General features: G+C 63.3%; 13 protein-coding genes. 1 reads left to right on the top strand and 12 read right to left on the bottom strand.

Annotation, left to right across the window (positions count from 1 at the left end):
- Positions 1 to 75: 75 nt before the first annotated feature.
- The 11 genes from ACV4UX_RS07655 to ACV4UX_RS07705 form a co-directional block, all read right to left on the bottom strand.
- The gene (locus ACV4UX_RS07655; protein WP_491592721.1) at positions 76 to 2,928 is read right to left on the bottom strand and encodes a B12-binding domain-containing radical SAM protein; all 2,853 of its coding nucleotides are present in this window, start codon (positions 2,926 to 2,928) and stop codon (positions 76 to 78) included.
- Entirely contained in the window at positions 2,925 to 4,559 is a 1,635-nt protein-coding gene (locus ACV4UX_RS07660; protein ID WP_491592722.1) for a tetratricopeptide repeat protein, read from the bottom strand. The genes ACV4UX_RS07655 and ACV4UX_RS07660 overlap by 4 nt, the downstream gene beginning before the upstream one ends.
- Before the next feature lie 53 nt (positions 4,560 to 4,612).
- On the bottom strand, positions 4,613 to 6,952 hold the full coding sequence (locus ACV4UX_RS07665) for a sulfotransferase family protein (RefSeq protein ID WP_491592723.1): 2,340 nt from the start codon (positions 6,950 to 6,952) through the stop codon (positions 4,613 to 4,615).
- Positions 6,949 to 8,703, bottom strand: coding sequence for a hypothetical protein (locus tag ACV4UX_RS07670; RefSeq protein WP_491592724.1), 1,755 nt, complete (start codon positions 8,701 to 8,703; stop codon positions 6,949 to 6,951). The genes ACV4UX_RS07665 and ACV4UX_RS07670 overlap by 4 nt, the downstream gene beginning before the upstream one ends.
- On the bottom strand, positions 8,696 to 9,301 hold the full coding sequence (locus ACV4UX_RS07675; RefSeq protein ID WP_491592725.1) for a class I SAM-dependent methyltransferase: 606 nt from the start codon (positions 9,299 to 9,301) through the stop codon (positions 8,696 to 8,698). The genes ACV4UX_RS07670 and ACV4UX_RS07675 overlap by 8 nt, the downstream gene beginning before the upstream one ends.
- A gap of 94 nt (positions 9,302 to 9,395) precedes the next feature.
- Positions 9,396 to 11,414 carry a cobalamin-dependent protein gene (locus ACV4UX_RS07680; RefSeq protein WP_491592726.1) on the bottom strand — a complete coding sequence of 673 codons (2,019 nt, stop codon included), beginning with the start codon at positions 11,412 to 11,414 and terminating at the stop codon, positions 9,396 to 9,398.
- A 3-nt stretch (positions 11,415 to 11,417) separates the two neighbouring features.
- Positions 11,418 to 12,800, bottom strand: a complete 1,383-nt coding sequence (locus ACV4UX_RS07685; protein ID WP_491592727.1) for a class I SAM-dependent methyltransferase — start codon at positions 12,798 to 12,800, stop codon at positions 11,418 to 11,420.
- Complete coding sequence (locus tag ACV4UX_RS07690; RefSeq protein ID WP_491592728.1) at positions 12,797 to 14,188, bottom strand: ABC transporter ATP-binding protein; 1,392 nt, start codon at positions 14,186 to 14,188, stop codon at positions 12,797 to 12,799. Before ACV4UX_RS07690 ends, ACV4UX_RS07685 begins: the two co-directional genes overlap by 4 nt.
- On the bottom strand, positions 14,178 to 14,930 hold the full coding sequence (locus tag ACV4UX_RS07695; RefSeq protein WP_491592729.1) for an ABC transporter permease: 753 nt from the start codon (positions 14,928 to 14,930) through the stop codon (positions 14,178 to 14,180). The genes ACV4UX_RS07690 and ACV4UX_RS07695 overlap by 11 nt, the downstream gene beginning before the upstream one ends.
- 218 nt (positions 14,931 to 15,148) lie before the next feature.
- Entirely contained in the window at positions 15,149 to 17,308 is a 2,160-nt protein-coding gene (locus ACV4UX_RS07700; protein ID WP_491592730.1) for an ATP-binding protein, read from the bottom strand.
- A 65-nt stretch (positions 17,309 to 17,373) separates the two neighbouring features.
- Complete coding sequence (locus ACV4UX_RS07705) at positions 17,374 to 20,757, bottom strand: chemotaxis protein CheB (RefSeq protein WP_491592731.1); 3,384 nt, start codon at positions 20,755 to 20,757, stop codon at positions 17,374 to 17,376.
- A gap of 371 nt (positions 20,758 to 21,128) precedes the next feature.
- Here ACV4UX_RS07705 and ACV4UX_RS07710 point away from each other — a divergent pair, with 371 nt between their 5' ends.
- A complete protein-coding gene (locus ACV4UX_RS07710) occupies positions 21,129 to 23,033 on the top strand; it encodes an autotransporter outer membrane beta-barrel domain-containing protein (protein WP_491592732.1) in 1,905 nt (634 codons plus the stop codon).
- A gap of 206 nt (positions 23,034 to 23,239) precedes the next feature.
- Here the strand turns inward: ACV4UX_RS07710 and ACV4UX_RS07715 are convergent.
- Positions 23,240 to 25,684, bottom strand: a 2,445-nt coding sequence (locus tag ACV4UX_RS07715) for a molybdopterin-dependent oxidoreductase (RefSeq protein WP_491592733.1), incomplete at its 5' end; no start/stop codon positions are given.

A 25,684-nucleotide genomic window follows, 5' to 3' on the forward strand; every position in this document is an offset into this window, starting at 1 on the left:
CCCTCCGTTTAGGGTTTAGCTCACCCGGAGGTCGTATGCCTCCAAGGGGGGCGGGGCCATCCCATTAACAGGCTGCTAACCGGCCGACGGATGAGCGCCTGCCTCCAGGAGAAGGCCTTCCAGTTCTGAAAGGGAGCCGCTCGCGATGCACTCCTCCTGGGCATATCCGCCTGTGTCCGCCTTGTAGGAATTGAAGGCTCGGCCCTGGAGCAGGGCGTAATAGACCCCGCCGGCCTCCACGATGTTGTAGCGGCCCACTCCAGCCTTCACCAGCCGCTCCGGCAGTCCCACATGCTTGAAAGCTTCCTCGATGGCCAGGACCAGGGCGTGCATGCTTTGAGCCCGCAGGCAATGATGCTCAGGGTAAAGTCCATTCACGGCCGCGTGATAGTCCAGCGCCTGACCCTGGCGCAGGGCGAAAAAGCTCCCTCTGATCTCCAGGATGTTGTAGCCCCTCACTCCCTCGCGCACCAACACCGGCTCCTCCGGCGGCAACGTGAGCCTAGGGGCATCGCCCTCCACAGTGAGCCACCGGGCCATTGCCGGATGTTCCAGGCGTGGGGCTCTGAAATGGGACATGAGGGAATCCCACAGGCCCGGCAACCCTGAGCGGGGGATGTCTGCAAGCCCAGCGCGTGCGGCCGGAAGATGTTGCGCTTCGTCCTTTACGGCCCAGACCCGTTCTTCGAACAGACACAGGGGGCTGTCGTTTACGGGCGGAAGGACCTGCCGGGTTGAATCATGCGCGGCAGAGGGGGGCTCTCCGGCGACGACCGGGGAGGTCCCGGGCGCGATCACGTCCTTTGCGCCGGAGTCGCCGCATGCGACAGGACCGGCTGCCGCGTCCGCCGCCTGGGGGGCGGCGGCCTCCAAGGAGTCTCCGCCAGCCGCTTCCGACTCTCCGGCTCGGGCCTTGTCGCGGCCCAGGCTCACGTCCTCCAGGATCTTCATGGCGAAGCCAGTCAGGGGGAAGCCAGCCCTGGCCAGGCCTTCCACCACGCGGCGGTAGCGCGCTGTGCGCACATGCTGGTCCATGTAGGGGTTCTCGGAGTACCAGAGGTGGGCGGGAACGGCGCGCGGATTCTCGCGGCGGAGGGTCTCGCGGTCCTGTCTGAAGCGGATGCCGTGGCGCTCGGGCTCGCGCCAGAAGGTGCTGCCCACCACAAGCATCAGCGGGTTGATGTTGGCCATGCGGTCGATGTTTTCGCGGTTGGCGATGATCAGCGCCAGGGTCTCGTCGATGTCCTCCTCCGTCTCGCCAGGCACGCCGATGACCGCGTTCACCTCGGTGTGGATGCCCGCCTGGTGGCAGTCCCGGAGGTTCCGCGAGATGATGTCCACGGTGTAGCCCTTGTTCTGGATGCGCAGGGTGTTGGCCGACCAGGCGTCCACCCCGAAGCGCACCGAGACGAAGCCCGCGCGTTTCAACAGCGCGAAGAAGTCCGGAGTGCTCTTGCGGTCGATGCGCAGTTGGCCCGTCAGGCGCACCAGCAGTCCCCGGCGCACGATTTCCTCGCAAATGGCGCGCACGTGGGTGTGGCTGCCGTTGAAGTCGGACTCGTTGAACATGTAGAGGTCGCGCCCGGCCTCGTAGAGCTCCTGCATTTCGTCCACGAAGAGTACCGGGTCCCTGGCGCGCCAGGGGATGCACTCGCCGCAGAAGCGGCAGCGCGACCAACGGCAGCCACGGCTGGCGATGACGGGGGTCAGGCGGTAATTGTCGTGGTTGGTGTAGAGGGAGAGATCCTTGGCCCACGGGTAGGAGGGGCGTGGGAGGGCGTCCAGGTCCATGGGGATGGGTGCGGGGACGAAGACCCTGAAGGGCGAATCCGTGCGCGAGAGCACGCCGGGCAAGTCCGCAGGGCGTTCTCCGGCCAGCAGGGCCTTGACCAGGGGCGCCGCGGTGAGGTCGGCCTCTCCGATGCACATGTAGTCGCACTCCGGGAAGGCCGCGAAGCCCACCTGGGCCTGGTTGCAGCTGTAACCGCCGGCCAGGGTCACGGTGTCCGGGCAGCGCTGCCTGAAGCGTCTGACAAGCTCGCGCGTGAACAGGGTGTTGCACTCGTGCACGGAGACTCCCAGGACTCTGGGGGCCGCCCGGACCAGCGCTTCCAGCGTCTCTTCCAGGTCGGGCCTGAAGAAGTCCACGAAGTCCTGGTCCAGCCACCAACCCGAGTGCTCGGCGGCCCAGGGGTCCTCGGGGGCGGAGCGGCCGTCGGGCAGCGTCACGTTGCCGCCCAGGTCCAGCAGCCGGTGGGCGTGGAAGCGGTGGTAGACGATGATGTCCAGGTCCAGGGTGGAGATGCGCACGTCCGCCCCGGCCAGGGCCGCGTGCACGTAGGCCAGGCCGTTGGGCATCATGCCCAGGTTGCGCCCGGGACAGTCCAGCAGAATCATGTCCGCCCCGGGGGCGAAGGCGATGGGCGGGATGTCCATGGGGTAGGGAGAGGAAATCTCGGGGATGAAGGCCCTGCGCGGCAGCCGACGCGGATCGAGGAGGTCCGGGCTGTCCGGCTCCAGGAGCTCGAACCCGTCGGGAAGCAAGGCCTTGAGCGCCGCCCGGCGCGGCCAGGAGGACTCGCAGAGGAACACACGACGCTGGCCCGGCGCGGCCAAATACTCGTCGAGCCCCAGGGTGGGGGCGCTCAGGGGCGTGGGGGGCGATGCGCCGGGCGGGAGAACCAGGCAGGCGGAGCGCGCAAGCTCCGGCCAGGCCCGGAACAACTCCGACGCCAGGGGGCCGTCGCCCAGCACGGCGAGGCCCCCGCGCCGGGCAAGCGCCTGGCCGAGCAACGTCAGGCAACGTCCAGCCGTTTCGTCCGGTTCGGCGAACAGGCGATAGGTGCTGATGCGCTGGGCCGTGAGATCAGCCTGAACGGTTCCGCTTCCGGCAGTGACGAAACGCGTGGTGGCGGTGACGGTCTTCATGCGGTCCCGCCGAGGAGCGCGCGGAGCTTGCCCCGCAACCGCCAGGCAAGGGACGCTGCCCGGGCCCCCAGCCCTGAGCGAGAGCCCAGGTCGCTCAGGTGCTTTCGCACCGCCAGGGCGAGTTCCATGGAACTCCCTTGGGGCGCCTGCTCCAGGGCATTCTGGGCCAGGGTGAGCTCCCGGCGCGCGCCCGCCACGTCGCCCTGCCGTTCCAGGGCCAAGCCCAGGCCGAAGCGCAGGTCGGAGACCACCTGCCAGACTGCAGGGGGCGTATGCTCCATGGCCCGGAGAAAGTCGCCCGCGGCCTCCTGGGCTCGTCCGGTCTCCAGATGACACCAGCCCCTGCCGCGCAGGCACTCCTGATGGAAGTCGTCCAGGTGGCCGGAAGCGCCCGCCAGGGCTCTGTCGAAGTGCTCCACGGCCAGAGCGGGCCTGCCCCGGTGACGCATGAGCCAGCCCATGGCCTTGTGGGCCAGCGGCTGCGCAGGGTCTTCAGACAGCGAGGCCCTCAGGTGGCGCTCCGATTCATCAAGGCGTCCCAGGGCGCACAGCGCCCAGCCCAGCTCGGCCTGGATGACCGCATCTCCCGGCAGTTCGGGAAGTTCCTCCAGCAGGATGCGCGCGGCCTCCTCGAATCGCGAGGCGTAAAAGGCTTGGCGGCCCAGGGAAAGAAGCCGCTTCTGGTCGTCGATACGCCACAGTTCCTGCCGGTCCCGGGCGACGGCAAGGGCCAGCAGGTCGGCCTCCTGGGGGGGGGCGTCGCCTGCCAGGCGGAGGCGTTTCACGGCCTCGTTCTCCACCAGGGGGGACACCCTCCCGGATTTGAGCGCCTCAAGGGCCAGGAGCGAGTTGTTCCGGCCGTCGTGGGGGCCTATGTAGTTGTTGCCGCCGTCGGTGCCGGGGTGCCAGCAGTGGTAGAGGAACTCGCTGTCGTGCCACACCTCGGGCACGCCCATGTTGGCCAGGCGGAAAGTGATGTCGTAGGGGCCGCAGACGTGGCCCAGGTAGTCGATGTGTTCATCCGCCCCGCCCACGGCGATCATGTCGTCGCGCCTGGCGCACAGGCAGGCGCCGTAATTGCGGGTGAGGATGGGCGTGCGCTGGTCGGCCAGGCCGGTGGTGGTGGCGCCGTTCCAGTTGATGCAGCCTTCGCCCAGCACCTGCGTCACGCTGGGGTAGTCGAAGGGGTAGTGCCTGCGGTGGGTGTTGCGGACTTCGTCCAGGTGCAGGGCCATGCGGGGAGTGCGATCAAAGGCTTCGGTGAGGGCGCGGATGAAGCCAGGCCCCACGATGGCGTCGGAGTCCATGATGCAGGCCAGTTCACCCCTGGCCATGGCCAGGCCGACATTGTACATGAGGTGTTTGTGGTAATAAACCTCGTCGGGGAAATCGAGGGCAAGCCAGGCGTCCACGGGTGCGGGCCTGCCTGCCGCGAGGGCCTCCTCCAGGAGTGCGCGGATCTCCGGAGAGCGCCTGGAGTAGAACTCGATCCAGACCACCTCGTAGCTCTCCCTTGGGACATCCTGGTCGTGCAGGTATTTGAAGATGTGAAAGCTTTCCCTGCAGGACCAGTCCAGCAGGATGAGGGACACCTTGGGGGAAGTGGGGGCTGAGCGGTAGAGGAGTTCCATGGTGAATGCCTGATCGGGCGTTGTGAATTTGTATTATTTCAACAGTAAAGCCATCATGTGTTAGTAAGCTTGCCAAAGAGCTTAAGAACGCGGAACTGGGATAGCTGTTGCCAAATGCCCTCCAGGACAGTGAGGCGTTTGTCCGTGGAGGACCGGAGCTCCTCCAGGCCGGCTTCAACGGCAGCGACGCGGCACAGAGTCGTCTCGTGGGTTTGCTCCACGCTAGCGATGCGGCACAGAGTCGCCTCGTTGGTTTGCTCCACGCTAGCGATGCGGCACAGAGTCGCCTCGTGGGTTTGCTCCACGCTTCGGATGAACCCGGTGTGGTTGCCCTGGAGGGTTTCCAGGCGCGATGCCAGGGCGGCCTGTCGGGCGGCCGAGGCGGCCTGCAGGCGGGTGTCGGCCTCGAGGATCAGGTTCTGTGCGGCCAGGGCTGCCAATTCGTCAGGGCGAAGAATCTCCAGATTCACATCACCCAGGGTGGTGTGGACGGCAAGGAATCCGTGACCCGTGCGCAGGATGTTGTAGCCCTCGATGCCCTCCTGGACGGTTTCCGTCGATTTCTCTAGCGGCGAGTACGCCGCCCGGCCCGGCAGGCGGCCCTGCCGGCGCAGGGACTGCACGACGGTATGCGCCAGTTCGCTTGGGCCGAGCCAGCGGGGATCGGCGAAGAAGGAGGCCGGAGGACGGTTCGGTGCCGTGGTCTGGGTCGTGTGGTCAGGGAGGCTCCCTGCCGTGTCGTCCGCTGTGGCCAGTGAGGTTTTTTCAGTGGCCCCCTGGGCGTCCGATGCGGTCTGCTCCTCGCGGCTGGAGCAAAGCGTCACGACCAGAAGACCTTGGACCTCCGCCACGTCGTCCGGGGACTCGCCAGGCGCCAAGGCCCGGCAGCTCAGGACCGGCAGGCCGCGTTGGCGGCAGGCCAGGATCTGTTCCTGCATTTCCGGGCCACCTTGAACATAAACCAGGGGTAACGGGCGGTTGAGTTCGGGTTCTCGCAGCAGGGCCTCGACAGTGGGCCAGGGGTCGAGTTCCTGGGGGTGGACCAGCAACAGGCCCGGAAAGGCCACCAGGGGAGCCGGGGCGCGCAGGCGGTCCAGGCCGGCCTTGACCAGGATCATGGCCTTGAGCTCCAGGAGGTCCACGGCGTGCAAGGCGCCCTCGGGAGGGCTCTCCAGCCTGCACAGGTCGATCGTTCCCAGCCCCATGGGGATGGCGTGGTGCACGCCCCGGAACCAGACCAGGTTGTAGCCCAGGTAGTCGCTCTCGACGGGCGCGGGTTCATCCCTGGGGGGTCCGGCGAGGTCCAGGGGCCTGGAGCGGAAGTCGCGCGTCCGGTTGGAGTAGGGGCTGCCTTCGGGATCGGACTGGTAGCCGAAGCGATCCATCCAGGCAGTGCCCAGCGGCGCCAGCCGCTCGAGCACCGTTTCAGGCAGGCCCTTGCGCCAGCCGCCGATGCGGCCCTCGCGGAAGGTGTCGGCAGAGGAGTTGTAGATCTTCGCGCCGATGTCTTCCGGGCGTCCGGGAGCGAAAAGCTTCAGTTGGAGCGACCAGATCAGCTTGAGTTTGGCCTCTTCGTCAGCCCCCCCGGCCTGTCCGGCCAGTTCTTCGAAAGAGACGGGAATGACGTTGGGGAAGTCCAGCCAGGGCGCGAAGCGCTCCGTCCGGTCGGCCAGGGAGTCCAGCAGCAGCGGGTCGTCGGCCAGCAGGGCCATCCGGGCTTCCAGGTCGAGGCCGTGGAAGTACCCGGCGTACGGAGCGCGCCCGGGCCTGTGAAAATGGTGCGCTTCGGAGATGAGGATGTCCAGCGGGTGGCGGTAGATGAACAGCGTGGGACAGGAGGGAAAGGGGTGCAGGCGGTTGCCGTGGGGAGCGCGCCGGGTGGTGTCGACGAAGAAGTCCCTGGCCGTGGTGTGGGTGTTGGAGAATTCCAGGGGATGCCAACAGCCCGGCCTGGGGACGCGGGGGGGCGTGGGGCCGTCGCAGTAGCCCAGGGCGCGTGCCAACTCGATGAGCAGGTGCGTGCCGCTCTTGGGGATGGAAACCAGGAACAACGGCAGACGATCGCTGCGCCGGGTTGTCTCCGGGGCCAGGATGTCGGCCTGGGGGGCGTCCAGAAAAGTCATGAGGCTTGCGGCAAGCGCTTCGGGGTCGGTCTGGCAGACCACATCCAGGATCTGTCCGGCCCGGAAGTTGCCGGGCGGTGGTGGGGCCGGTTGATCGGTCGGTGACGCGAACAACGCCAGGCTGTCGGCGTCCAGCAGCGAACGCAGGGCTCCGCACAGGGCCTCTGTTCCGCTCAAGCGAAGCTGGCGCGAACCGTCCTTCCGACGTCTGGCGATGGCGGCGGCGAGAGCGTCGGGGCTGGCTGCGACGAACTCAAGGCGTAGGCTCACGAGCGCTCCGACGAGTGGTTGCGGACGGTTTGGAGCAGTTCATCCAAGCTTGGACCGATCAACACGCCGGGCATGGACGAAACGTCGGTGGCCGTCAAGTCCATGGGGCCGAGCGCCTGGGGAATGGCCAGGTACATCCCGCCGAAGGCCACGAAGTTGACGCCGCCCTCGGAAGCCACCAGCCGTGGCGGGGCCTGGGGTGGGAGGGCGTCGCTCTCCACCAGGGCGAGAACCTCCTCGAGGGTGTGAGCGGACAACACGCCCTGTAGGCCTGCGGGGTCAACGGCGTTGAGGTCCAGGGCGCCCAGAGATTGCGGAACGGCGTGGTAGGCGTCTCCCGCCAGCACGATGTTGCGGCCGGACCGGGCCATGACCAGCCTGGGCTCACGGCGGGGGGCGCGTTCAAAAGCGGCCTGGCGGGCAGCCTGTTGAACCTGCCGGGCCGCATCGGCGCAGCCATCCAGGGCACTCAGGGCATGGAGCGAGTCGTGGCCGTCGAGGGCCTTCAGTGCGTCTTCGGGTCTTTCCCAATCCAGGGCCAAAACCGCTTCGAACACTGCGTTTACGGCTGCGGTGGTCTGCTCGAGGGAGAGCCAGGCAGCTTCGAGAAGCCTTGCGTCACGCAGAGTGGATCGCTCGGCCCGGGTGTTTTCGCGCCACGGATGGGAGGTGAATCCCGGACGCTGGATGCGCAGATTGGTCTTGTTGAAGGCGAAGACGGTGAGGTCCTCGGGCAGGTCGGGGCTGTGCTTCCGGCCGGACTCGATAAGGTCGCCCAACTGGCGTTGCAGGGGTGTGAGGTCGGCCTTGTCCGGCTCCTCCAGGGGGGCGAAGCCCAGTTCGCGCATCACGGGGCCGAAGCCCAACTCCCGCAGGGCGGACACATGCCAGGGGGTCAGGCATTGCCGCCAGAAGCCCGGTTTGCCCTGGAAGAAGTTGTGGCGGTGTGTGCCGGTAAGGTTGGTGGAGCACATGTCGGCCCAGACCGCGTCCGCGAAGTCCCCCGGGACCTCCATGTCCAAGGCCCGCCCCAGGAAGACGATGACCTGTCGGGGCTCGGCGAGGAGTTCCTCCCAGCGCATCACGGCGTAGTGCTCCCGACAGCCCGCGAATTCCTCCATCCAGCCCAGCAGGTGCGTGGCCAGGCCGTTGAAGACCTCGGGGTCCGAGAGCTTGGAGAGCGCCAATTCGCGGCGCACACTCGCCAAACCTTCGGCCGAGTCGGGCCCGTGGGCCTGGAGGTGTGCGCTGGCCAGGGCGTTGATGGAGTGCGCGGCGCTCACCAGAATCCCGGCCGGGTGGCGCAGTGAGGCGAACTTGACCAGCGCGTCGAAGCGCGAATCGCTGGCGAAGAGAGCGGGATTCTCGTGGGAGTGGGGGATGTCCAGGGTGAAGATGAGCTCGGCCGGGTGGCTGGTGAGGAAGGTCACGTCGCCCAGGCCGGCCACCCCCAGGTATTTTCGGCAGACCACCTTGTCAGGCCGGGCGGGATCGATGGCCAAAGGCCCGCCCAGCAAGGTCTCGAAGGCGGGATTGGAGACGACTTCGTGATCACCGGCCGCCTCTGCCAGGGAGCGAAGCAACGCCTGCATGGGGAGCCGTCCGATGGCGCTCTCCACAGCCCTGGCCACGACCTCGTCGAGAGGGTCGGTCTGGGGGCGCAAGACCCTAAGCTTGGACAAAATGCTCAAGAGGAGCGTGTAACCGCTGCGTGGAGCCCCGGCCACCAGTGGTCTTGCGGCGTCAGGCATGGAGCGCCTCCACGACGACCGCCCACACGCTGGAACGGCCACTGAGTCCGTGGGCGGTGAAATCCTCCCCGGCGAAGAGTCTGGCCGCCCCAGCGAAGCTCTCGTGCACCGCCAGCACCACTCCCGGGTGCGCGCCGGCGAAGCGGTAGCCTTCAAGGGGCATGAAGTCGAGATGCCGGGAGGCCTGGAGGGCGTCGGGATCGAAATCGGAGACGGGACCTTCGCAGTCGTGCCCGCACAAGATGCCACCGGGACGCAGCTTGGGCAGCCAGGCGGCGATGTCGGCGCTGGTGGCGCGGTAGGAGTGGTCTCCGTCCAGGAAGACCAGGTCCAGGGAGGCGTCGGGGACGAGCGAGGCGGCCTCCAGGCTTGTCATGACCATTGTTTCGACCATGTCCTGAGCGCCATATTCAAGCACTCTGGCCTGAAAAGTGGCTAAAAGGTCATGCTGGGCGGCCAGTTCCACATGCCAGGCCACGTTGGGGCTGCCTTGCCAGGTGTCCACGCAGATCAGGCGGCCGCCCACAGGACGAAGGGCCTCGATGAAGGCTTTCGTGCTGCCGTTGCCCAGGAAGGAGCCGACCTCCAGAATGCGCATGGCCGGCTTGTAGGTGCCTTGAACGAGCAAACGTAGCGCTAGTGCATCTTCATCGGAGATGCGTGGAGCGACGTCAAGGGCAAGAGCCAGGGACTTATCCATGACAGTGAGCCTCAAGGCCTTTGTTTGAGAGAGTGATACCGTTTAACGCGTCGTTTTTGCACGGTAAATCAATGTCTGAAATGTGGCGTAAAGCAGCGGTGAATTCGGAAATGGCTATGTTGTATCGGCCAAGGTAGTAGCTGCTCCATCCCTTGCCACGATGTATGTCTTGCATGACATTGGACGGAGGCGAGTCAGTCTTGCTGAGGACATTAGAGAAGGCAACGATAGCATTCTCATATTGGCCGTCGTGGAAGAGCGCCCAACCGAGTCCTCGTAAGGATTGTTGCAGTAAATCGTTGGTGTGTGCCGACATCGGTCTTACAAGATCTATAGCTCTGTTGAAATGATTAATCGCGTCGTGTATCTTGTTGGATTGGAGGGATGACCACCCCATCCCGCAGTAAGCTTCGTATGAGCATATGTTTTGGTCGATGGCTGATTGAAATCCTGACATGGCATTGTCATAATCCCCTTTGTGGTATTCACTCCAGGCATGATCGTTCATTATTCTGTGGTCGGAATGTTCCCGTCTCGCGGTTGGATAAGCATTGAGTAGGTCATGAAAGCTGTTTCCGGTAATGCTTCGCATGGTATAGTTTGGAGCAGTGTATTGAAGGAGAGTGCTGATGGCCCGTTTGTGCAGGATGTCGTCGTTTGAGTTGTGAAGTTCTTTTGAAAGTTTATCGTAGATTTTAGTTCCAGGAAAAGGGCACAAACGGAAGAGAACGAGGCCAGCCCTGTCCTTTGGCAGTTTTTCTATGGTTTTCAGGGTGTTAATGTGGGATTCTTCTGTTTCGAAAGGCAGGTGAGTGATGAAATGATAGTCAAAATCCAAGCACGTTGTATTGTTTACAAGGATTGAGAATTCAATAAGTGTCTTGACGGGTGTTTTTCTGTTGTACTCAAGGCTGTTTATTTTGTCGCATCCAGATTGGAATGCAATGATAGTATGAGCAAGGCCTGAATCATATGATGCTCTGAGAATGAGAGGGTTAGAAAGTATGTGTTGAGGATGCAATTGCGCAAAAAATGGCAAGCCAATTTCACATTTGTATCTATCGAAAAAAGAAATAAGGTACTTATTTGATGCAATAAAAAATGGGTCAATGAATTTAATTTGTTTAAATCCAGCGTTTTTTGCAAAATGGAGTTCTTCAAATATGTCGTCAAGACTCCGCATTGTTCGAGAAGGAAGGTTTATGCCGTTTTTGCTATAAATCCTGTGCGTCGTTCCAGCTGAGCAGAAAGTGCAATTTCCGATACATCCTCTTCCAGTGTAGGTGAAGTAGTCGCGTGTGTTTGTGTAGGCGTTGTTTGTGTATGATTTGAATTCAATGGAAGACAATGGGAATTTAACGTCAGTCAGGCATTGGTTGTTGTCGATGACATGTCTTTGGACATCCGTGAAGTAGTCCTGATTGAAAAATGGGATGTCTTCCGGCATACAAAGGGTGGCTTGTCGTAGTTTGCCGTTTTCCTTGGTGGCCAAGCCTGGTATGTCCCTGTGGTCCTTACCAGTGGCTACGCGGCGAGCAAGTTCTCTCATGGTAGTCTCGCCATAGCCAATGCATACACAATGAAAATGTTGCAGATATAGTTCAGGATTTAATGTCGCGCCGTAACCGCCAGCTATGGTTAGCGATGTACTGCATTTTTTAATTTGGTTTGCTAATTGATGAATCAAGGGGTCGTAAACAGAGCGAGTGCTGACTCCGATGATGTCTGGCCCGATCCGTGAAATCAAATCGCCGAGTAACTTAAGTTCAATGTCAGACCATGGGTTTGCATCAATGTTGACGCTATGGATAAGGATTTGTTGAATGGATTCGTTGCTGTTAATGTATTCATAATTCCTGGGATGGGCTAGGTATTGACTGCTTGATTTTGAAGAGGGAAGTTTAAAGTGGACAATGGAGACATTGTTATCGTCTCGCAGTAGTTCATTCGCAATTGAGCGCAAACCCAATGCGTTGTCGTCGTACAGGCAAATTAAGCAAATGTTAGGCATCTTTTAATAGAGAGCTTTGTTTGTGACGATTTCGGATAAGCCTGAAGAGAGCTGCTGAATTCGAAACGCGGCCTTGTCTCGTGTTGATTCGTAGGCAAGACATCTGGAAAAGTATTGTCTTGCTGAGTCAGTATTCCCTTCGCGAGCCTCCAGTCTGCCGAAAGAAAAGTATAGTTCAGCTTGCTTGAGAGTTACAGCGGCACTCGTTGCATGGTGGCTGTCGATTATACTCTGAGCAAAATTCAGCAGCAGTCGCGCTTTGAGCAGTTGGTGCACATCGGTCATTTCATCCGCAATGATTATGGCAGCTTCACAGCGTGCCATGGAGTTGGCCGGAGTTGCCCCGGGAAGGGGTAGGTCGTTAAGAGATGGCGAAATTGCTTGTTTCAGCTGGTCAAGTGAACTAGCTACAACACATGTATCGTCCATTATAATGGCAGGAGCTTCGAAACTGCTGTACGCTCCTTGTGGTATTGCGAAATAAAAACCGTGGTATGAGACAACGTTAAAGCCATTGAGGCCTTCTATTTTTAGGGTTGGCTCTGAAGAGACTAGCGAGCAATTGGCGTTCGCATATATTCTATCGCGATGAAAGTGGAGAGAGAACATATCTCCGTGCTGGCCACTTTTCGCTAAAAATAAACCTCTTTTCCCATTTTTGTAGTTTGGCGGAAGTGCTGTGGGGATGTACTCCATGACATGGATGAATCCTGCATGGTGGAGTAGCATGGATAAAGCACGCCTTGAAAACTGGAATACGAGGTTTCCATCGCTAGAACTCGTCAATTCGGAGGAGGACTCTATTTGGCATTTGATGGTCCCGTAAACATGTTCCAATGACGATTTGTGTGCGTCGTATGGCCTGTCCGTGTCGTGATAGTCATCGCAAAAAAGGTTAAGGTCAATGATCAGCGCATTGCTAATAGCAGAGTGGAGCATTGACAGAACTGATTGAGGGTTGCTCAAGTGGTTCAAAACGCCGAGCATGATGCCCATGTCGAATTCTTCTTCAGGCTTGTAGTTGTGAATGTCCTGGCAAATGAATTCGACGTTAGTCATGTTGAAGTGACGTTTCAAAAGGTTTGCCTTGGCTATGTTGTGCGATGATCCATCTATGGCTACAATTTTCTTGAAACCAAGTCGATGCAAGACCAGTGTGAGCCAACCTTCGTTGCATCCAACATCCAGTATGGTGTGATTCGATGGGTCAATTTGTAGATATTGCTTGATGATGTCGACAACCACCCTGGTTATGTGGTCTTGGACGGCGATGTTGTGCCAGTATCCGCCCCAGTAGAGTCTGTCGATATTAAATACTCCCGGGGAGAACTCGATCAAATAATTCCATGGCGCAAGTTCGGAAATTTCCAGTTTTAGTTTGTTCATGCTGTTTGACTCGCCTTGGGTAATTGTGTAATTTTGTTCATTGATGATGTTCGAACTACTTTGAATGAAGGTTCCATGGATAGTAAGCCGTCAAACCTGCTCGTATTATTGTCTACCTTTACATGAATTAGTGCTTGTCGTGTGTCCATGAATACAAAGCCTTCGCCGGATAGGGCGCCGACGCCGAGAGTAATGAAGTAGTCTCCTGCGTTAATATTGAATTTTAAAGTAAATTTGTAGATCGCACATTGCCCTGCTTCAAGGGGGGGGAGGGAGACGTCCATGAATTTAAGGTTGCTCCCATGGATCATCACGCCATCCTTTGTTTTGATCGCGTAACCGCAGCATGGATTGGACACCGGTTGGTAGCTTGCAAGCTTGATGTATATTTCGACAATCTCTCCAGTGGAGATGGTATGATTGTGTTGCATGTTGTTGCTAGTGACAAGGAAGTCGATTATCTCACACTTTCTGTTTCCAAATCGTTCTTCATACTTGTTGTATCCATCGCGTAACGGGCACAAGTCTGTCGTGTCGAAGAGTGAGAAGAAGTCTTGCTCTGTTTGCAGGGGATTTTGTTTGAGAGTCTGTTTGTCAGTTGCAATATTTTGCAAGTCAGTTTCGTGTGTTGTATGTACGCACTCTGAGCCGGAAAGCATCATGGCATAGTATTTGTTGACTATAGGATGCGGCTCGCCCCACGCCATTTTTACGCCGTTATCCAACAACAAAGCCTCGTCGCAGACCTTGGTCACCATGCTCATGTCATGAGTGACTACAATCAGGGTCACGCCGGAGTGTATCATCTTGCGTAGTCGCTCGAAGCAGCGGTGCTGAAAGCTGATGTCCCCCACCGCCAGCGCCTCGTCCACCAGGAGGATGTCCGGCTCCACGTTCACGGCGGCCGCGAAGGCCAGGCGCACGAACATGCCGGAGGAGTAGGTCTTCACGGGCTGGTCGAAGAACTGCCCGATGTCCGCGAAGTCCTCGATTTCAGGCAGGCGACGTTTCATCTCCGAAGCCGGGACTCCGTGGAATGCGCCGCTCATGAGCACGTTGTCCCGGCCCGTCATCTCGGGGTTGAACCCGGCGCCCAGTTCGAGCAGGGCCGAGATGCGCCCGTTCACGGTGACGGTGCCGCTGGTGGGCTTGAGGATCCCGGCGATCACCTGGAGCAGCGTGGACTTGCCCGAACCGTTGCGCCCGAGGATGCCCAGCGTCTCCCCCTTGCGCACCTCGAGGTCGATGTCCTTGAGCGCCCAGAATTCCTCGTGCCGCGCCCGCCTGGGCCACAACACCTCCAGAAGTCGGTCGGCAGGGGACCGGAACAGTCGGTATTTCTTGGAGACGCCGCTCAGGCGCACGGCCACGTCGCGCTCAGAGGACATCGGCGAACTCCGGCTTGAGGCGCTTGAACACCAGCCCGCCCAGGGCGAACATGCCGATGGCCGCGCACCAGAAGAACGCCGCTCCCCAGGGGGCGGTCCAGATGGGTTCCTGGCTGATGAACGCGGTGCGGTACCCCTCGACGACGTAATTGAGGGGATTGAGCGCCAGGATCCTTCTCGGGGTTTCCGGGAGCATCTCCAGCGGCCACACGATGGGCGTCAGCCAGAACCAGACGTTGAGGACCAGCCCCAGGATCTGTTGCGTGTCCCTGTAGAACACCGTGAACGCCGCCGCGATCCAGGACAGGCCCGTGGCCAGGAGCCACAGGCCGGGCAGGTAATAGAGCGCCTGCAGCATGTGGAACGAGAGGGAGTATCCGTTGAGCAGCAGGATGACGCAATACGCCGGCAGCAGGGCGGCATGCACTGCGAGGCCTGCGCTGAAGTGGACCACGGGCAGAATCTCCACCGGAAACACCACCTTCTTCACGAGGTGGGGGTTGGCCACCACGCAGGCGCAGCTTCCGCCCAGCGCCTCCGAGAAGAGGAGCCAGGGGAGGTATCCGGCCAGATACGCCACGATGAACGGCGTGTCCCCCATGGGGCTGACCTTGAGCCCGTAGGAGAAGACGAACCAGTAGATAAGGATGGTGCACAGGGGGTTGAGCACCGCCCACACCGCGCCCGCAGCCGCGCCCGCGTATCGGGTGTTCAGCTCCCGGCGGGTCATGAGGGCGATCATCGCCCGTTGCGTGACCAGGCGGGAGAGAAAAACAACAAGGGAGGGCCGTCGCGGTCCGGGGTGCACTGTCATGCCTGGGTACCTTAGAGGTGCTTGCTGTCCAACCGGGGCGCCATCCCCACTCTTTCAAGGAGAACAGTGAGCGCATATGCTCTTGACGGCTTCGATGCAAGAGTTTCGTTCCGCCGTGCGGATGCTTTGGCGTGAGTTCTTCAGCGTCAGTCCGCGTTTCTGGAGAGTCCGGCCATCACCCGTCCGATCACGTCCTTGAGGACGCCCATCTGCACGGGTTTGACGATGCAGGCGGTCATGCCTGCGGCAAGGAAGGAGTCCAACTCGCTCTTTGTAGAGTAGGCGGACAGGGCGACGACGGGAATGCCCGGATCGCCCGCAGCGCCGCTCCGGATGAGGCGCGTGGCCTCCACGCCGTCCAGGACGGGCATCTGTACGTCCATGAGCACCATGTCGAACGTCTCCGACGCGAGGCGTTCCAGGGCCTCCTTGCCGTTGTGCGCGACCTGGACCGAGTGCCCGAGCTTTTCGAGCATGATGGTGGCGATCTGCCGGTTGATCTGTTCGTCCTCCACCAGGAGCACCCGGTACGAACCGCTGGCGGAGGCCCCGGAGTCCAGGCAGGCTGCGCGCCCGGCAGGGAGCATCCGGGGCAGTCCGACGCGGACGTTGAAGGCGACGGTGGCGCCTTGGCCCTCGGTGGAGTCCAGGCAGACGGAGCCTCCCATGAGCGCGGCCAGCCGCTTGACGATGGACAGGCCGAGCCCCGTGCCCGGGCTCTGCTTGGTGTAGGAGCTGTCGCCCTGGGTGAAGGGCTGGAAGAGCCTGGGCACGAGGGCTTCGGGGATGCCCGGCCCGGTGTCGGTGATGGCGAAGAGCAGGACGCACTGGTCCGGCACGGTGTCCAGGAGGACATGGGAGAGGCTGATCGTGACGCCGCCGGTTTCGGTGAACTTCACGGCGTTGGCCACCAGGTTGAAGAGGACCTGCCTGATCTTGGGGGCGTCCCCGACAACCTCTTCCGGCAACCCGGGGGACGAGGAGCAGGCAAGCTCCAGCCCCTTGTTTCTGGCCATGCCCGCGAAAAGCTCAACGGGCTCGCGCAGCAGGGCCAGGGGAGCGAAGCGCTCCTGCACCATCCGCACCCGCCCGGACTCGATGCGGGAGAGGTCCAGGATGTCGTTGAGCAGACGCAGCAGCCTCTCGGAGGACTCGTAGGCCTGCATGACGTATCCGGCGCGTTCCTCCTCGCTCGTGGCCGTGTTGAGCAGCTGGAGCATGCCCATGACGCCGTTGAGGGGCGTGCGGATCTCGTGGCTCATGTTGGCCAGGAACTCGCTCTTGGCCCTGGAGGCCGCCTCGGCCTCCTCCTTGGCGCGGGCCAAGGCCTCGGTGGCCAGGACGCGCTCGGTGACGTTCTCGTGCGCCACCACGATCCTGGCCGCCCCCTCGCCGGGGAACCGGGTGATCCGCACGGAGAACCAGCGCCGCTCCTCGCGGGAATGGCAGGGATACTCCAGGGTGAAGGAGGCGAGCTCCCCGGCCAGCACCTGGCGCATGGCGGTCGCGATCCTGGAGGCGGTCACGGCGTCCTCGCCGACGGCGTTGCGGCAGACGTCGAAGTAGTTGGCCCCCTCGCTCACGGCGGCGGGGATGCAGGAGTTGCGCAGCGCGAAGGAGCGCCATGCGGAGTTGACGGCCAGGATCTGGCCGGCGCCGTCCACGATGGCGATGTGCGCCGACAGGCCGTTGAGCGTCCCCCGCGCGAAGCGCTCGGACTCCATCAGGCCTTCCTCGGCCTTTTTCCTTGCCGAGATGTCGCTGACGGAGAGGAAGAGCATGGTCTCGCGCGCGCCGCTCTCCGCATGGGGGGCCGCGTCGTAGAGCGCGGCCTCCAGGAGCACGGACCGGGGGGGTGCGCCGGACACGTTCAGGTCCGTCTCCACCCGCTTGCCCGCCGGGCTCTTGAAGAACGCCCTGAAGCGGGCCAGGAACACCGGGCGAGCTTCGGGCGCGATGAACTCGAAGAACGGCCGCCCCATCGGTTTGCGGCCCCGCCAGCCCACCATCTCCATGAAGGTGATGTTCACCTCCTGGATCATGGCGTCCTTGTCGAGGACCACATAGCCCACCGGGGCCTTGTGAAAGAGGATGGAGAACCGCTCGTAGGCCTCGGCCAGTTCGAGATGGGAGCGCCTGAGCTCCTCGTTCTGGATCTCCAGTTCGATCTGGTGGACCTGCAGTTCGTGGAGGACAGCACGGACTTCCTCTCCCGCGCCTACCCCTTCGGAGTCGTCCTGCGCGCGGAGGAGGCTTTCGGCCCGCTCCCGAAGGTCCTTGAGGGATGAATTCTTGCTGTTGTTCATCGCGGTGCGCCTCAGGGGTCAACGGTGGGTTCGCCAGCCCCGGAGCGGACGAAGGGCAGGAAGGTTCATGCTTCGTTTTCCCCCTTCACGCGGCCGACGGAGGAATCAGGTTCTGCGGGCTGCGCGGGCGACAGGCCCGCCTTGCACTCGGCGAGCTTGAGCCTGGTGATGTTCTCGTGCGCCACCAACACCCGCCTGCCGCGCGGGGTGTCGAAGGAGGCGATCCGCGCCAGGAACCAGCGCGGGGTGTCGCCGGAATGGCAGGGGTACTCGATCTCCCCCGGCGTCTCCCGACCCTGGAGCGCTTCCCGGATGGCGGCGGCCACCAGGGGGGCTTCTTCGTGGTATGGCCCCGAAGACTTGTCGCAGATGTCGAGGTAGTCGGTCCCCACGGCGCCGTTGGGAAGGGACAGGCCGTTCTCGCGGCCGAAGCTGTGCCAGGCCATGTTGACGTATTCGATCACCCCGCGCTGGTCCAAGATGGCCACATGGGCGGGCATGGCGTCCACCACGGCGCGCAGATAGTCCTGGGAGAAGCGCAGGGCGTCGCGGGCCGAGACGAGGTCGGTCACGTCGTGGACCATGCCCATGGAGTGGGTCGTTCGGCCCGTCTCGTCGCGACCCTCCATGGACTTCTCGTGCACGATGCGCACCTCGCCGCCGGGGCGCACGATGCGGTGGATGGCCTCGTAGGGCAGCCCGTCGCGCACGGCGCTGGTGTAGGTCTCGTTGAGCTCCTCGCGGTCCTCGGGGTGCGCCATGGCCAGAAAGCCCTCATAGGAGGGCGTGAACTCGCCGGGCCGGACGCCGAAGATGCGGTAGACCTCGTCCGACCATTCGAGCCTGCCGGTCTTGAGGTCGAGGTGCCAGCTGCCCACGTGGGCCATCTCCTGGGCCATCTCCAGGAGCTCCTTGTTGCGGGCCAGGGCCTTCTGGCTCTGCTTGAGCGGCCCGGTGTCCGTGAAGGTGATGATCATCCCAGCCTGCGAGGTGGCCCCGATGGTGTAGGGCAGCACGCGCATGAGGTAGCATTCGTCCCGGGAGATGCAGGCCTCCAGGGAGACGGGCTCCCCGCTTCGCTCCACCTGGCGCAGCGTGGCCAGAACGTCCACGCCTTCCAGCCGGTGGGTCAGGTGGGAGATGGGGCGGCCGATGTCGCTTTGCAGGATGCGGAAGATCCTGGTCGCGGCAGGGGTGAATTTGCGGATCTCCAGGTTCTCGTCCAGGAACACCGTGGCGATCCGGGTGGCCGCGATGAGGTTGTCCAGGTCGTTGGTGATCTCGGTGAGCTCCAGGATCTTGTTCTGGTACTCGGCGTTGACCGTGTGCAGTTCCTCGTTGACCGACTGGAGTTCCTCGTTGGTGCTTTGCAGCTCCTCGTTGCTGGCCAGCAGCTCCTCGTTGGTGGCCTGCAGCTCCTCGTTGGAGGTTTCCAGCTCCTCAATGGTGGCCTGGAGGTTTTCCTTGGTGAACTGGAGGTCCTGCTCCAGGTCCAGGATGCGCTGTTCGGCCTCGCGGCTGATGTCGAGTTCCTGCACCGCGCCGGGCGCGGTCTCCTGCCTGGCGGGCAGGAACTCCTGGAGGATCACCGCCGCCAGGGACATCTGCCCCTTCTTCTCCGGCAGGGGGCGGATGCGCATCTGGATGACGCGCGCGGACTCTTTGCCGGGGATGCGGATGTTGCTGTAGCTGATCTCCTGGCCCGAGTGGAACACCTTCTGGAGCCCGGTGGCCAGGGGGATGGAGAGTTCCTTCACGGCCATGCGGGTGATGTCGTTGCTCTGTTTGCCGTACGGCAGGCGCAGGAGCCCTTCGGATTCGCCCACCAGGTGCAAGAGTTCGTTGTGTTCGTTCACCACGGCCACCAGGGGGACGTAATCCCCGGCCAGGGACTGGAGCAGCCTGTCCTGGATGCGCTCCTCCTCGCGCTGGGAGAGGGCGAAGCCGCTGCGCGGGAAGCGCGCGGCGTACTGGCGCGAAAGTCTGTCGCCCATGCCCTGGAACAGGGGCTTCTCGGCGGGCTGGCGACGCCTGCCCCGGGAGCGGAAGAGCTTGAAGCGATGGTGCAGGGGCTCGAAGAATTCGCCCATCTCCCCCGGGGTTTCGCTGGTGCCAAGCAGCAGGACACCTTGGGGATTGAGCGAGAAGTTCATGAATTCGAGCACCTTCTGCTGCAGCACCGGCTGGAGGTAGATGAGCAGGTTGCGGCAGCTCAAAAGCTCGATGTTGGTGAAGGGCGGGTCCTTGATGAGGTTGTGCTGGGCGAAGACCACCATCTCCCGGAGCGGCCTGCACACCTGGTACTGGTCGTCGCGGCGCACGAAGTACTTGGCGAGCATCCCCGGCGGCAGGTCGGCGGCGATGGACTCGGCGTAGAGGCCGTTGCCCGCGTGGAGGATGGCGTCGCGGTCGAGGTCGGTGGCGAAGATCTTGACCGAGGGCGGATTGTCCAGGCGCTCCAGGCATTCCATGGCCAGGATGCCCAGGGTGTAGGCCTCCTCCCCGGTGGAGCATCCGGCCACCCAGAAACGCACCTCGCGCTGCTCGGTGTTCTTGAGCAGGGCCGGGAGATAGGTGTTGCCGAGTTCGGTGAACACCTCGCGGTCGCGGAAGAAGCTGGTCACGCCGATGAGCAGTTCGCGGTAGAGGGTGGAGACCTCCCCGGGGCTGGATTCCAGCAGGCGCACGTAGTCGCGCAGGTCGGCGGTCTGGCAGACGGTGATGCGGCGCTCGATGCGGCGAAGCACCGTGCTGGGCTTGTAATAGGTGAAATCGACCTTGGTCAGCTCCCGGAGCAGGGCGAAGATGCGGATCAGGCCGTCCTCGTCGGAGAGCAGGGACTGGGGATGCCCCTGGGAGGACGCGAAGGGGTGCTTGGCGAAGGAGATGAGCTTTCCCGGCATGGCGTCGGGCGGCAGGATGATGTCGGGCAGTCCCGTGGCGATGGCGGCGCGGGGCATGCCGTCGAACTTGGCGGAGTCCTCGCTCTGCACCATGACCATGCCGCCGGCCTCCTTGACGGCCCGGATGCCGCGCACCCCGTCGCTGCCGGTGCCGGAAAGGATGATGGCGATGGCCTTTTCCCCCTGGTCCTCGGCCAGGGAGCGGAAGAAGACGTCGATGGGCAGGTTGATGCCCTTGGCGTGGTCGGTGTCCTTGAGGATGAGCTTGCCGTGGAAGATGGTCAGCTGCTTGCGCGGCGGGATGAGGTAGACGGTGTTGGGCTCCACCTCCATGCCTTCTTCGGCGCGGCGCACGTTCATGGCCGTGCGTTTGGAGAGCAGCTCCACCATGAGGCTCTTGTAGTCCGGGGAGAGGTGCTGGATGACGATGAACGCCATGCCGCTGTGTGCGGGCATCTGGGAGAAGAAGGCGTCGAGGGCTTCGAGACCACCGGCGGATGCGCCGATTCCGACGTAGTACTTGGGCTCGGCGTTCTCGCTCGGCATGCGTTCCTCCATCCTGGGCAATCAGTGTTGAACGATTGACGTCGCCATGCGCCCGGAAAACGTTCGCGTCCACGCGCTGAAAGGGGTTGCGCGTTTTGCCGTGCAGCCAATGCGAAACTGGCTTTAGTAGATAATAAACAATACGGTGAACACAGTCCAGAGCCTCCGTCGGCAGACGGGGGCCAGTGGCAGGGGCATGGGGAGCGAGAGCGTCCTCCCGCGCACTCCGGAACGGCCGCAATGCCTTTGGCCCTCTGAGAAGCTCCAGGAATGATCGCCTGTTGAGTTGAGCAGCCTTAGCGTGTAGGCCGGTGCATCGGCAGCTGGTGCGGACCGGAATCCACATGGCCTGGACGTAAAAGGGAGATCCGATGAAGCGATTGGCGTTGGTCGTGGCGTTTTGTGCGGTCAGCCTCCTAGGGGCGCTCTCTCCGGCGGGCGCGGCCGGCCGGTTCAACCAGTTCGTCGGGTTTGGCGACAGCACCCTGGACAGCGGCTTTTTCCGCTACGCCTCCTCGGGCAACGCGGCCGTGAACGCCCAGCTTCTCGCCGCCATGGCCGCCGGGGCCCAGGGCGGTTTCGCCGGCCCCGGCGTGATGACCACCACCATGCTGGCCGGCAGGTTCGGGCTGGGCGCGCAGCCCGTCAGCGCGGGCGGGGGCAACTACGCCAACGGGTCGGCCTATACGGCCCTGCTGAGCGCCGCCCCCGGCCAGACGCCCATCCCCGGCAGCCTGCCCGGCAACGTGGCCGCCACGCAGCAGGTCGCCAATTACCTGGCCTCCGTGGGCGGGGCGGTGAACCCCAACGCCCTGTACGTCGTGAACACCGGCAACAACGACCTGATCTTCGTGCAGAAGCAGGGGGCGGACTGGATCGCCGCCAACCCCGGCTTCCTGGGCGGCGTGGCCTCCCAGCTGGCCGGGAGCGTGGCGGCCCTGCAGGCCGCCGGGGCGCGCACCATCATCGTGCCCAACTCGTTCTACACCGCGACCCTCACCGGCCCGGGCGGCGTGCTGCCCGCCGCCAACGCAGCCGACTACGCGCGGGCCGTCTCCTACGGGCAGATGAAGTGGTCGGCCCTTTCGGCGGCGGGCGTGCGCTACATCCCCGCCGACCTCCACAGCCTGTTCCGCTACGTGTCGGTGAATCCAGGGCTCTTCGGGTTCACGCCGTCCTCGGTGCTGGCCTCCAACGCCCCGTCCCCGGTGGCCGCGCTGGTCACCAGCTGGGCGGACATCACCCCCCTGCAGATGCAGACCTACCTCTTCATCGACGGCAAGCACCTGACCACCGCCGGGCAGCAGATCGAGTCGGATTACGAGTACAGCCTGCTCACCGCGCCCGTCCTGATGTCCCTGCTGGCCGAAGGCCCGGTGCAGAGCGGCCTTTCGCGCGCGGCCACCATCCAGGGGCAGATCGACCTCTCCGGGAAGCATCGCGGCGAGAACGGGGTGAACGTCTGGGCCACGGCCGGGGCGGGGTCGCTGCGGATGCAGACCTCCTCGGGCTTCGGGGAGAGCTCGGGCGTCCCGTTCGCGGGCTCGGTGGGCGCGGACTACCAGACGGCCTTCGGGCTCATCCTGGGCGCGGCCTTCACCGCCGGAACCCAGACCCAGGACTTCTCGCAGGGCGCCGGCCGCTACGACCAGAACGAACAGGCCTTCAGCCTCTACGCCGCCTGTCAGAAGGGGCCGGTGTGGGGCAACGCCGTGGCCTCCTACGGCCTCTACCAGGACAAGATCCGCCGCGACGTGCCCCTGGGCCTCTTCACGGACCACAACAGCGCCGACACCGCGGGAGACTCCCTGGGCCTGGCCCTGCGCCTGGGCGGAGACCTGAAATGGGGACCGGTGACCACCGGCCCGGTGGCCGGGCTGGTGCTGCAGCGGGTGACCATCAAGGGGTTCACGGAATCGGGCACGAGCGGCGTCACGGCCCTGTCCTTCGGGGAGCAGCGGCGCGACTCCGTCGTGAGCCAGCTGGGCTGGCGCGTGCAGGCGGACGTGGGCAGGTTCCAGCCCTTCGCGGAGGCCAAATGGCACCACGAACTGGCGGACCCCAAGCGCAAGGTGAAGGCCTCGCTCACCACTGCGGCGGCCCCGTCCTACTCCATGGACGCGGCCCCGGTGGCTCTCGACTGGGGCGCGCTGATGCTCGGGGCCAACTTCAAGCTGAACGACCGGGTGATGCTGCGGGCCTCTTTCTCCAGCATGTTCGGCAACCCCCAGGTGAACACCTGCGGCGGCGAGCTGGGCGTGAACGTCAGCTTCTGAGGGCGCGGCAGGGGCGCCCGTCCGAAAATGAAGCGGCTTGCGCCTGAGGCGCAAGCCGCTTTTGTTTGGGGGGTGCCGTCGAGGGAGCGGTGACCGATCCGGGCTCGCCGTGCGCCCGGAGAGTGCTTGTGTCCCTCCCGCCGGGCCGCTGTCGGCGGAGGCCGCAGCGCGGCCCCTGCCGGAGCCGCGCCGCGGACATCATGCATCTAGGCTTTCACCAGCTTCACGGGCGACTGGTAGAACACCGCGCTCGCCCCGATCTTGTCCACCAGACCGGTGTTCTTGAGCACCGGGTCCAGGCGCATGGCCGCGTTGGCGTGGATGCCCGTCGCGCGTCTGGCGTCCGGGGCGATCTTCTTGCCGTCGATCTCCCAGGCCCCCGCCCCATAGGCCCAGTGGCCGTGGCCCAGCGAGAAGCTGACCACGCCCGGGCGCAGCCCTTCGAGCACCTTCACCTTGCCGACAACAGGCTTCTTGCCAAGAGGCCCAAGGTCCCAGACCCCTTCGGGGTTGGAGGCCGAGAGCACCTTGACCGAATCACCGTCCTTGAGGCCCATCCTGGCCGCGTCCGCCGCCGAGACCTCCACGAAGTTCTCCGGATACGGGGCCTGGAGCCAGTAGTTGCCCGAGGTGCGGGACTTGGTCTGGGTCACGGCCTTGTAGGTGATGAGCGTCAGGTCGTAGCCGTCCTTGGCGTCCGGCAGGGGATTCCCCGCCACGTCCAGAGGGCCGGGAACAAACCCTGCGTAGGGCAGGTAGGGCTTTCCGGTGATGGAATCCTTGGCCTTGAAGAGGTTGTCGAAGTAGATGCCCACCATCTTGCCGTACTTGTTGGCCAGCTGCCCGTCCTTGTAGGCCTGGGCGTACTCCTGGAAGCGTCCGCCCTTGTTGAGGATGGTCACCACGCTGGGCCACAGTTCGGGGCCGGCCAGCGCCTCCCAGCGCTTGGCGTCGAACACCGTGGGAGGCAGGTGCGCGCGGGCCTTCAGGAAGATCTCCATGTCCTCCTTGGAAGCGGGGGGCAGCTTTTCGGTGCCGTCGGCCTTGTCGCCGAAGGCCAGGTTGGCGACCATGCGGATGTACATGTCGTCCTGGTGCTTCAGGTGCAGCCCCTTGCCGAAGGCGTCGTCGCCGAAGCCCGACAGTTTGAGCTTCTCGGCCAGCCCCAGCAGCAACGCCTCGAAGTTGATGGGCATCTGCTGCCCGTACACGGTGCAGGTTTCGGTCATGGGCTTGGCGGCGGGCTGGCGGAACGCGCCCACCTTGGGGGCCATGGAGGGGTGCGAGCCAACGAACTCCCAGCGCTCCAGGTAGGTCAGGTCCGGGAACACATAGTCGGCGTAGATGCTGGTCTCGCCCACGGTGATGTCCGAGGTGATGAACAGCGGTATCTTCTTGGGGTCGGCCAGGATTGCCGCCAGGGCGTGCCCGGCTGGGAGCGAATACACGGGGGTGCCCATGTAGAGCAGCAGGCACTTGAGCTGGTAGGGGTACAGGTCCCCGGCGCTGGGGATCACCTCCTGGTAGACGTCCGAGGCGAAGGGGTACCACACTCTCTTGGCCGGGTAGCCCGTGAACAGCGTGGACTTGTCGTAGCTGGTTCCGTGACGGATGATGGAGATGCCCCAACCGGGCATCTTGGCCGGGTGTTTGGTCAGGTTGAAAGGCTGGCCCTCGCGCGAGCCGTCATGAGTGAATGTGGTGGCTTTGGACAGGCCGCCCATGTAGTCGTGGTTGCCGATCAGCACGTTCACCAGCATCCAGGAGACCACGTTCTGGAACCCGGACGTGTGCTGGGACACGCCCCGGTGCAGGTCGCACACCGCGCGTTTGCCGTGGGAGGTGAACTCCCGGGCGATCTCGGCCACGTCGGCGGAGTCCACCCCGGCCAGCTTGCACCACTCGTCGAAGCTCTTGGATTTGGCCTCGTCGGCGTAAACCTGGAGCGCGGTCTTCACCGGGATGCCGCCCAGGTCGCCGGAATAGAGCACCTGCCCTTCCACAACGTTCTTATCGTCGTTGGGGTCGAAGAGTACGGGCTCGCCCTTGTCGTTGACCGTCACAAAGGGGTCAAAGCTCCACTCGGACTTGCCGTCCTTGGTGGGGCGCTTCTGGGCTTCCATCCCCAAGTCCGAGCCGCGCAGGAACACCGTGGGCTTGCCCTCGGGAGAGAGCTTCACCAGCCAGCAGGCCTGGGTCCAGGTGGGCTCGTTGTCCGCCTTGGCCGCCCCCTTGTTGGCGTTGGCCAGATACCTGGCGTCGAAGCGCTTGTTCTCGATGATCCAGCGGATCATGGCCTGGGACAGCGCGCCGATGCCTTCGGGCCTGACGGGCAGCCACTTCCAGGCTCTGGCGGCGGTCTTGGAGCAGCGCGGGTCGGCCACGGCGATCTTCACGCCGTCCGCCGTGAGCTGGCTGATCTTGCTTGCGCGAAGCGGCGGACCGTAGTTGGCCTCGAAGGGGTTCGCCCCCACAAAGAAGATGAACTCGGCGTTGCCGGTGTCGGCCTGCCAATAGAACTTGGAGCCGCCGGTGAACTTGCCCTCCTCGAACTGGTCGGACATGGCCTTGCAGGAGAAGTAGAGCGAACCCTGGCACACGGTGGTATGGCCGAGGTGGTTGAAGGCGGCGACCTCTTCGGCGAGGGCAAA

It is taken from the genome of Fundidesulfovibrio sp., assembly GCF_058402725.1.

What these genes read in the sequence shown, in the direction of transcription:
- ACV4UX_RS07655 (WP_491592721.1), bottom strand. Translation starts at nt 2,928, where the DNA reads ATGAAGACCGTCACCGCCACCACGCGTTTCGTCACTGCCGGAAGCGGA.
- ACV4UX_RS07660 (WP_491592722.1), bottom strand. Translation starts at nt 4,559, where the DNA reads ATGGAACTCCTCTACCGCTCAGCCCCCACTTCCCCCAAGGTGTCCCTC.
- ACV4UX_RS07670 (WP_491592724.1), bottom strand. Translation starts at nt 8,703, where the DNA reads ATGCCTGACGCCGCAAGACCACTGGTGGCCGGGGCTCCACGCAGCGGT.
- ACV4UX_RS07675 (WP_491592725.1), bottom strand. Translation starts at nt 9,301, where the DNA reads ATGCGCATTCTGGAGGTCGGCTCCTTCCTGGGCAACGGCAGCACGAAA.
- ACV4UX_RS07680 (WP_491592726.1), bottom strand. Translation starts at nt 11,414, where the DNA reads ATGCCTAACATTTGCTTAATTTGCCTGTACGACGACAACGCATTGGGT.
- ACV4UX_RS07685 (WP_491592727.1), bottom strand. Translation starts at nt 12,800, where the DNA reads ATGAACAAACTAAAACTGGAAATTTCCGAACTTGCGCCATGGAATTAT.
- ACV4UX_RS07690 (WP_491592728.1), bottom strand. Translation starts at nt 14,188, where the DNA reads ATGTCCTCTGAGCGCGACGTGGCCGTGCGCCTGAGCGGCGTCTCCAAG.
- ACV4UX_RS07695 (WP_491592729.1), bottom strand. Translation starts at nt 14,930, where the DNA reads ATGATCGCCCTCATGACCCGCCGGGAGCTGAACACCCGATACGCGGGC.
- ACV4UX_RS07700 (WP_491592730.1), bottom strand. Translation starts at nt 17,308, where the DNA reads ATGAACAACAGCAAGAATTCATCCCTCAAGGACCTTCGGGAGCGGGCC.
- ACV4UX_RS07705 (WP_491592731.1), bottom strand. Translation starts at nt 20,757, where the DNA reads ATGCCGAGCGAGAACGCCGAGCCCAAGTACTACGTCGGAATCGGCGCA.
- ACV4UX_RS07710 (WP_491592732.1), top strand. Translation starts at nt 21,129, where the DNA reads ATGAAGCGATTGGCGTTGGTCGTGGCGTTTTGTGCGGTCAGCCTCCTA.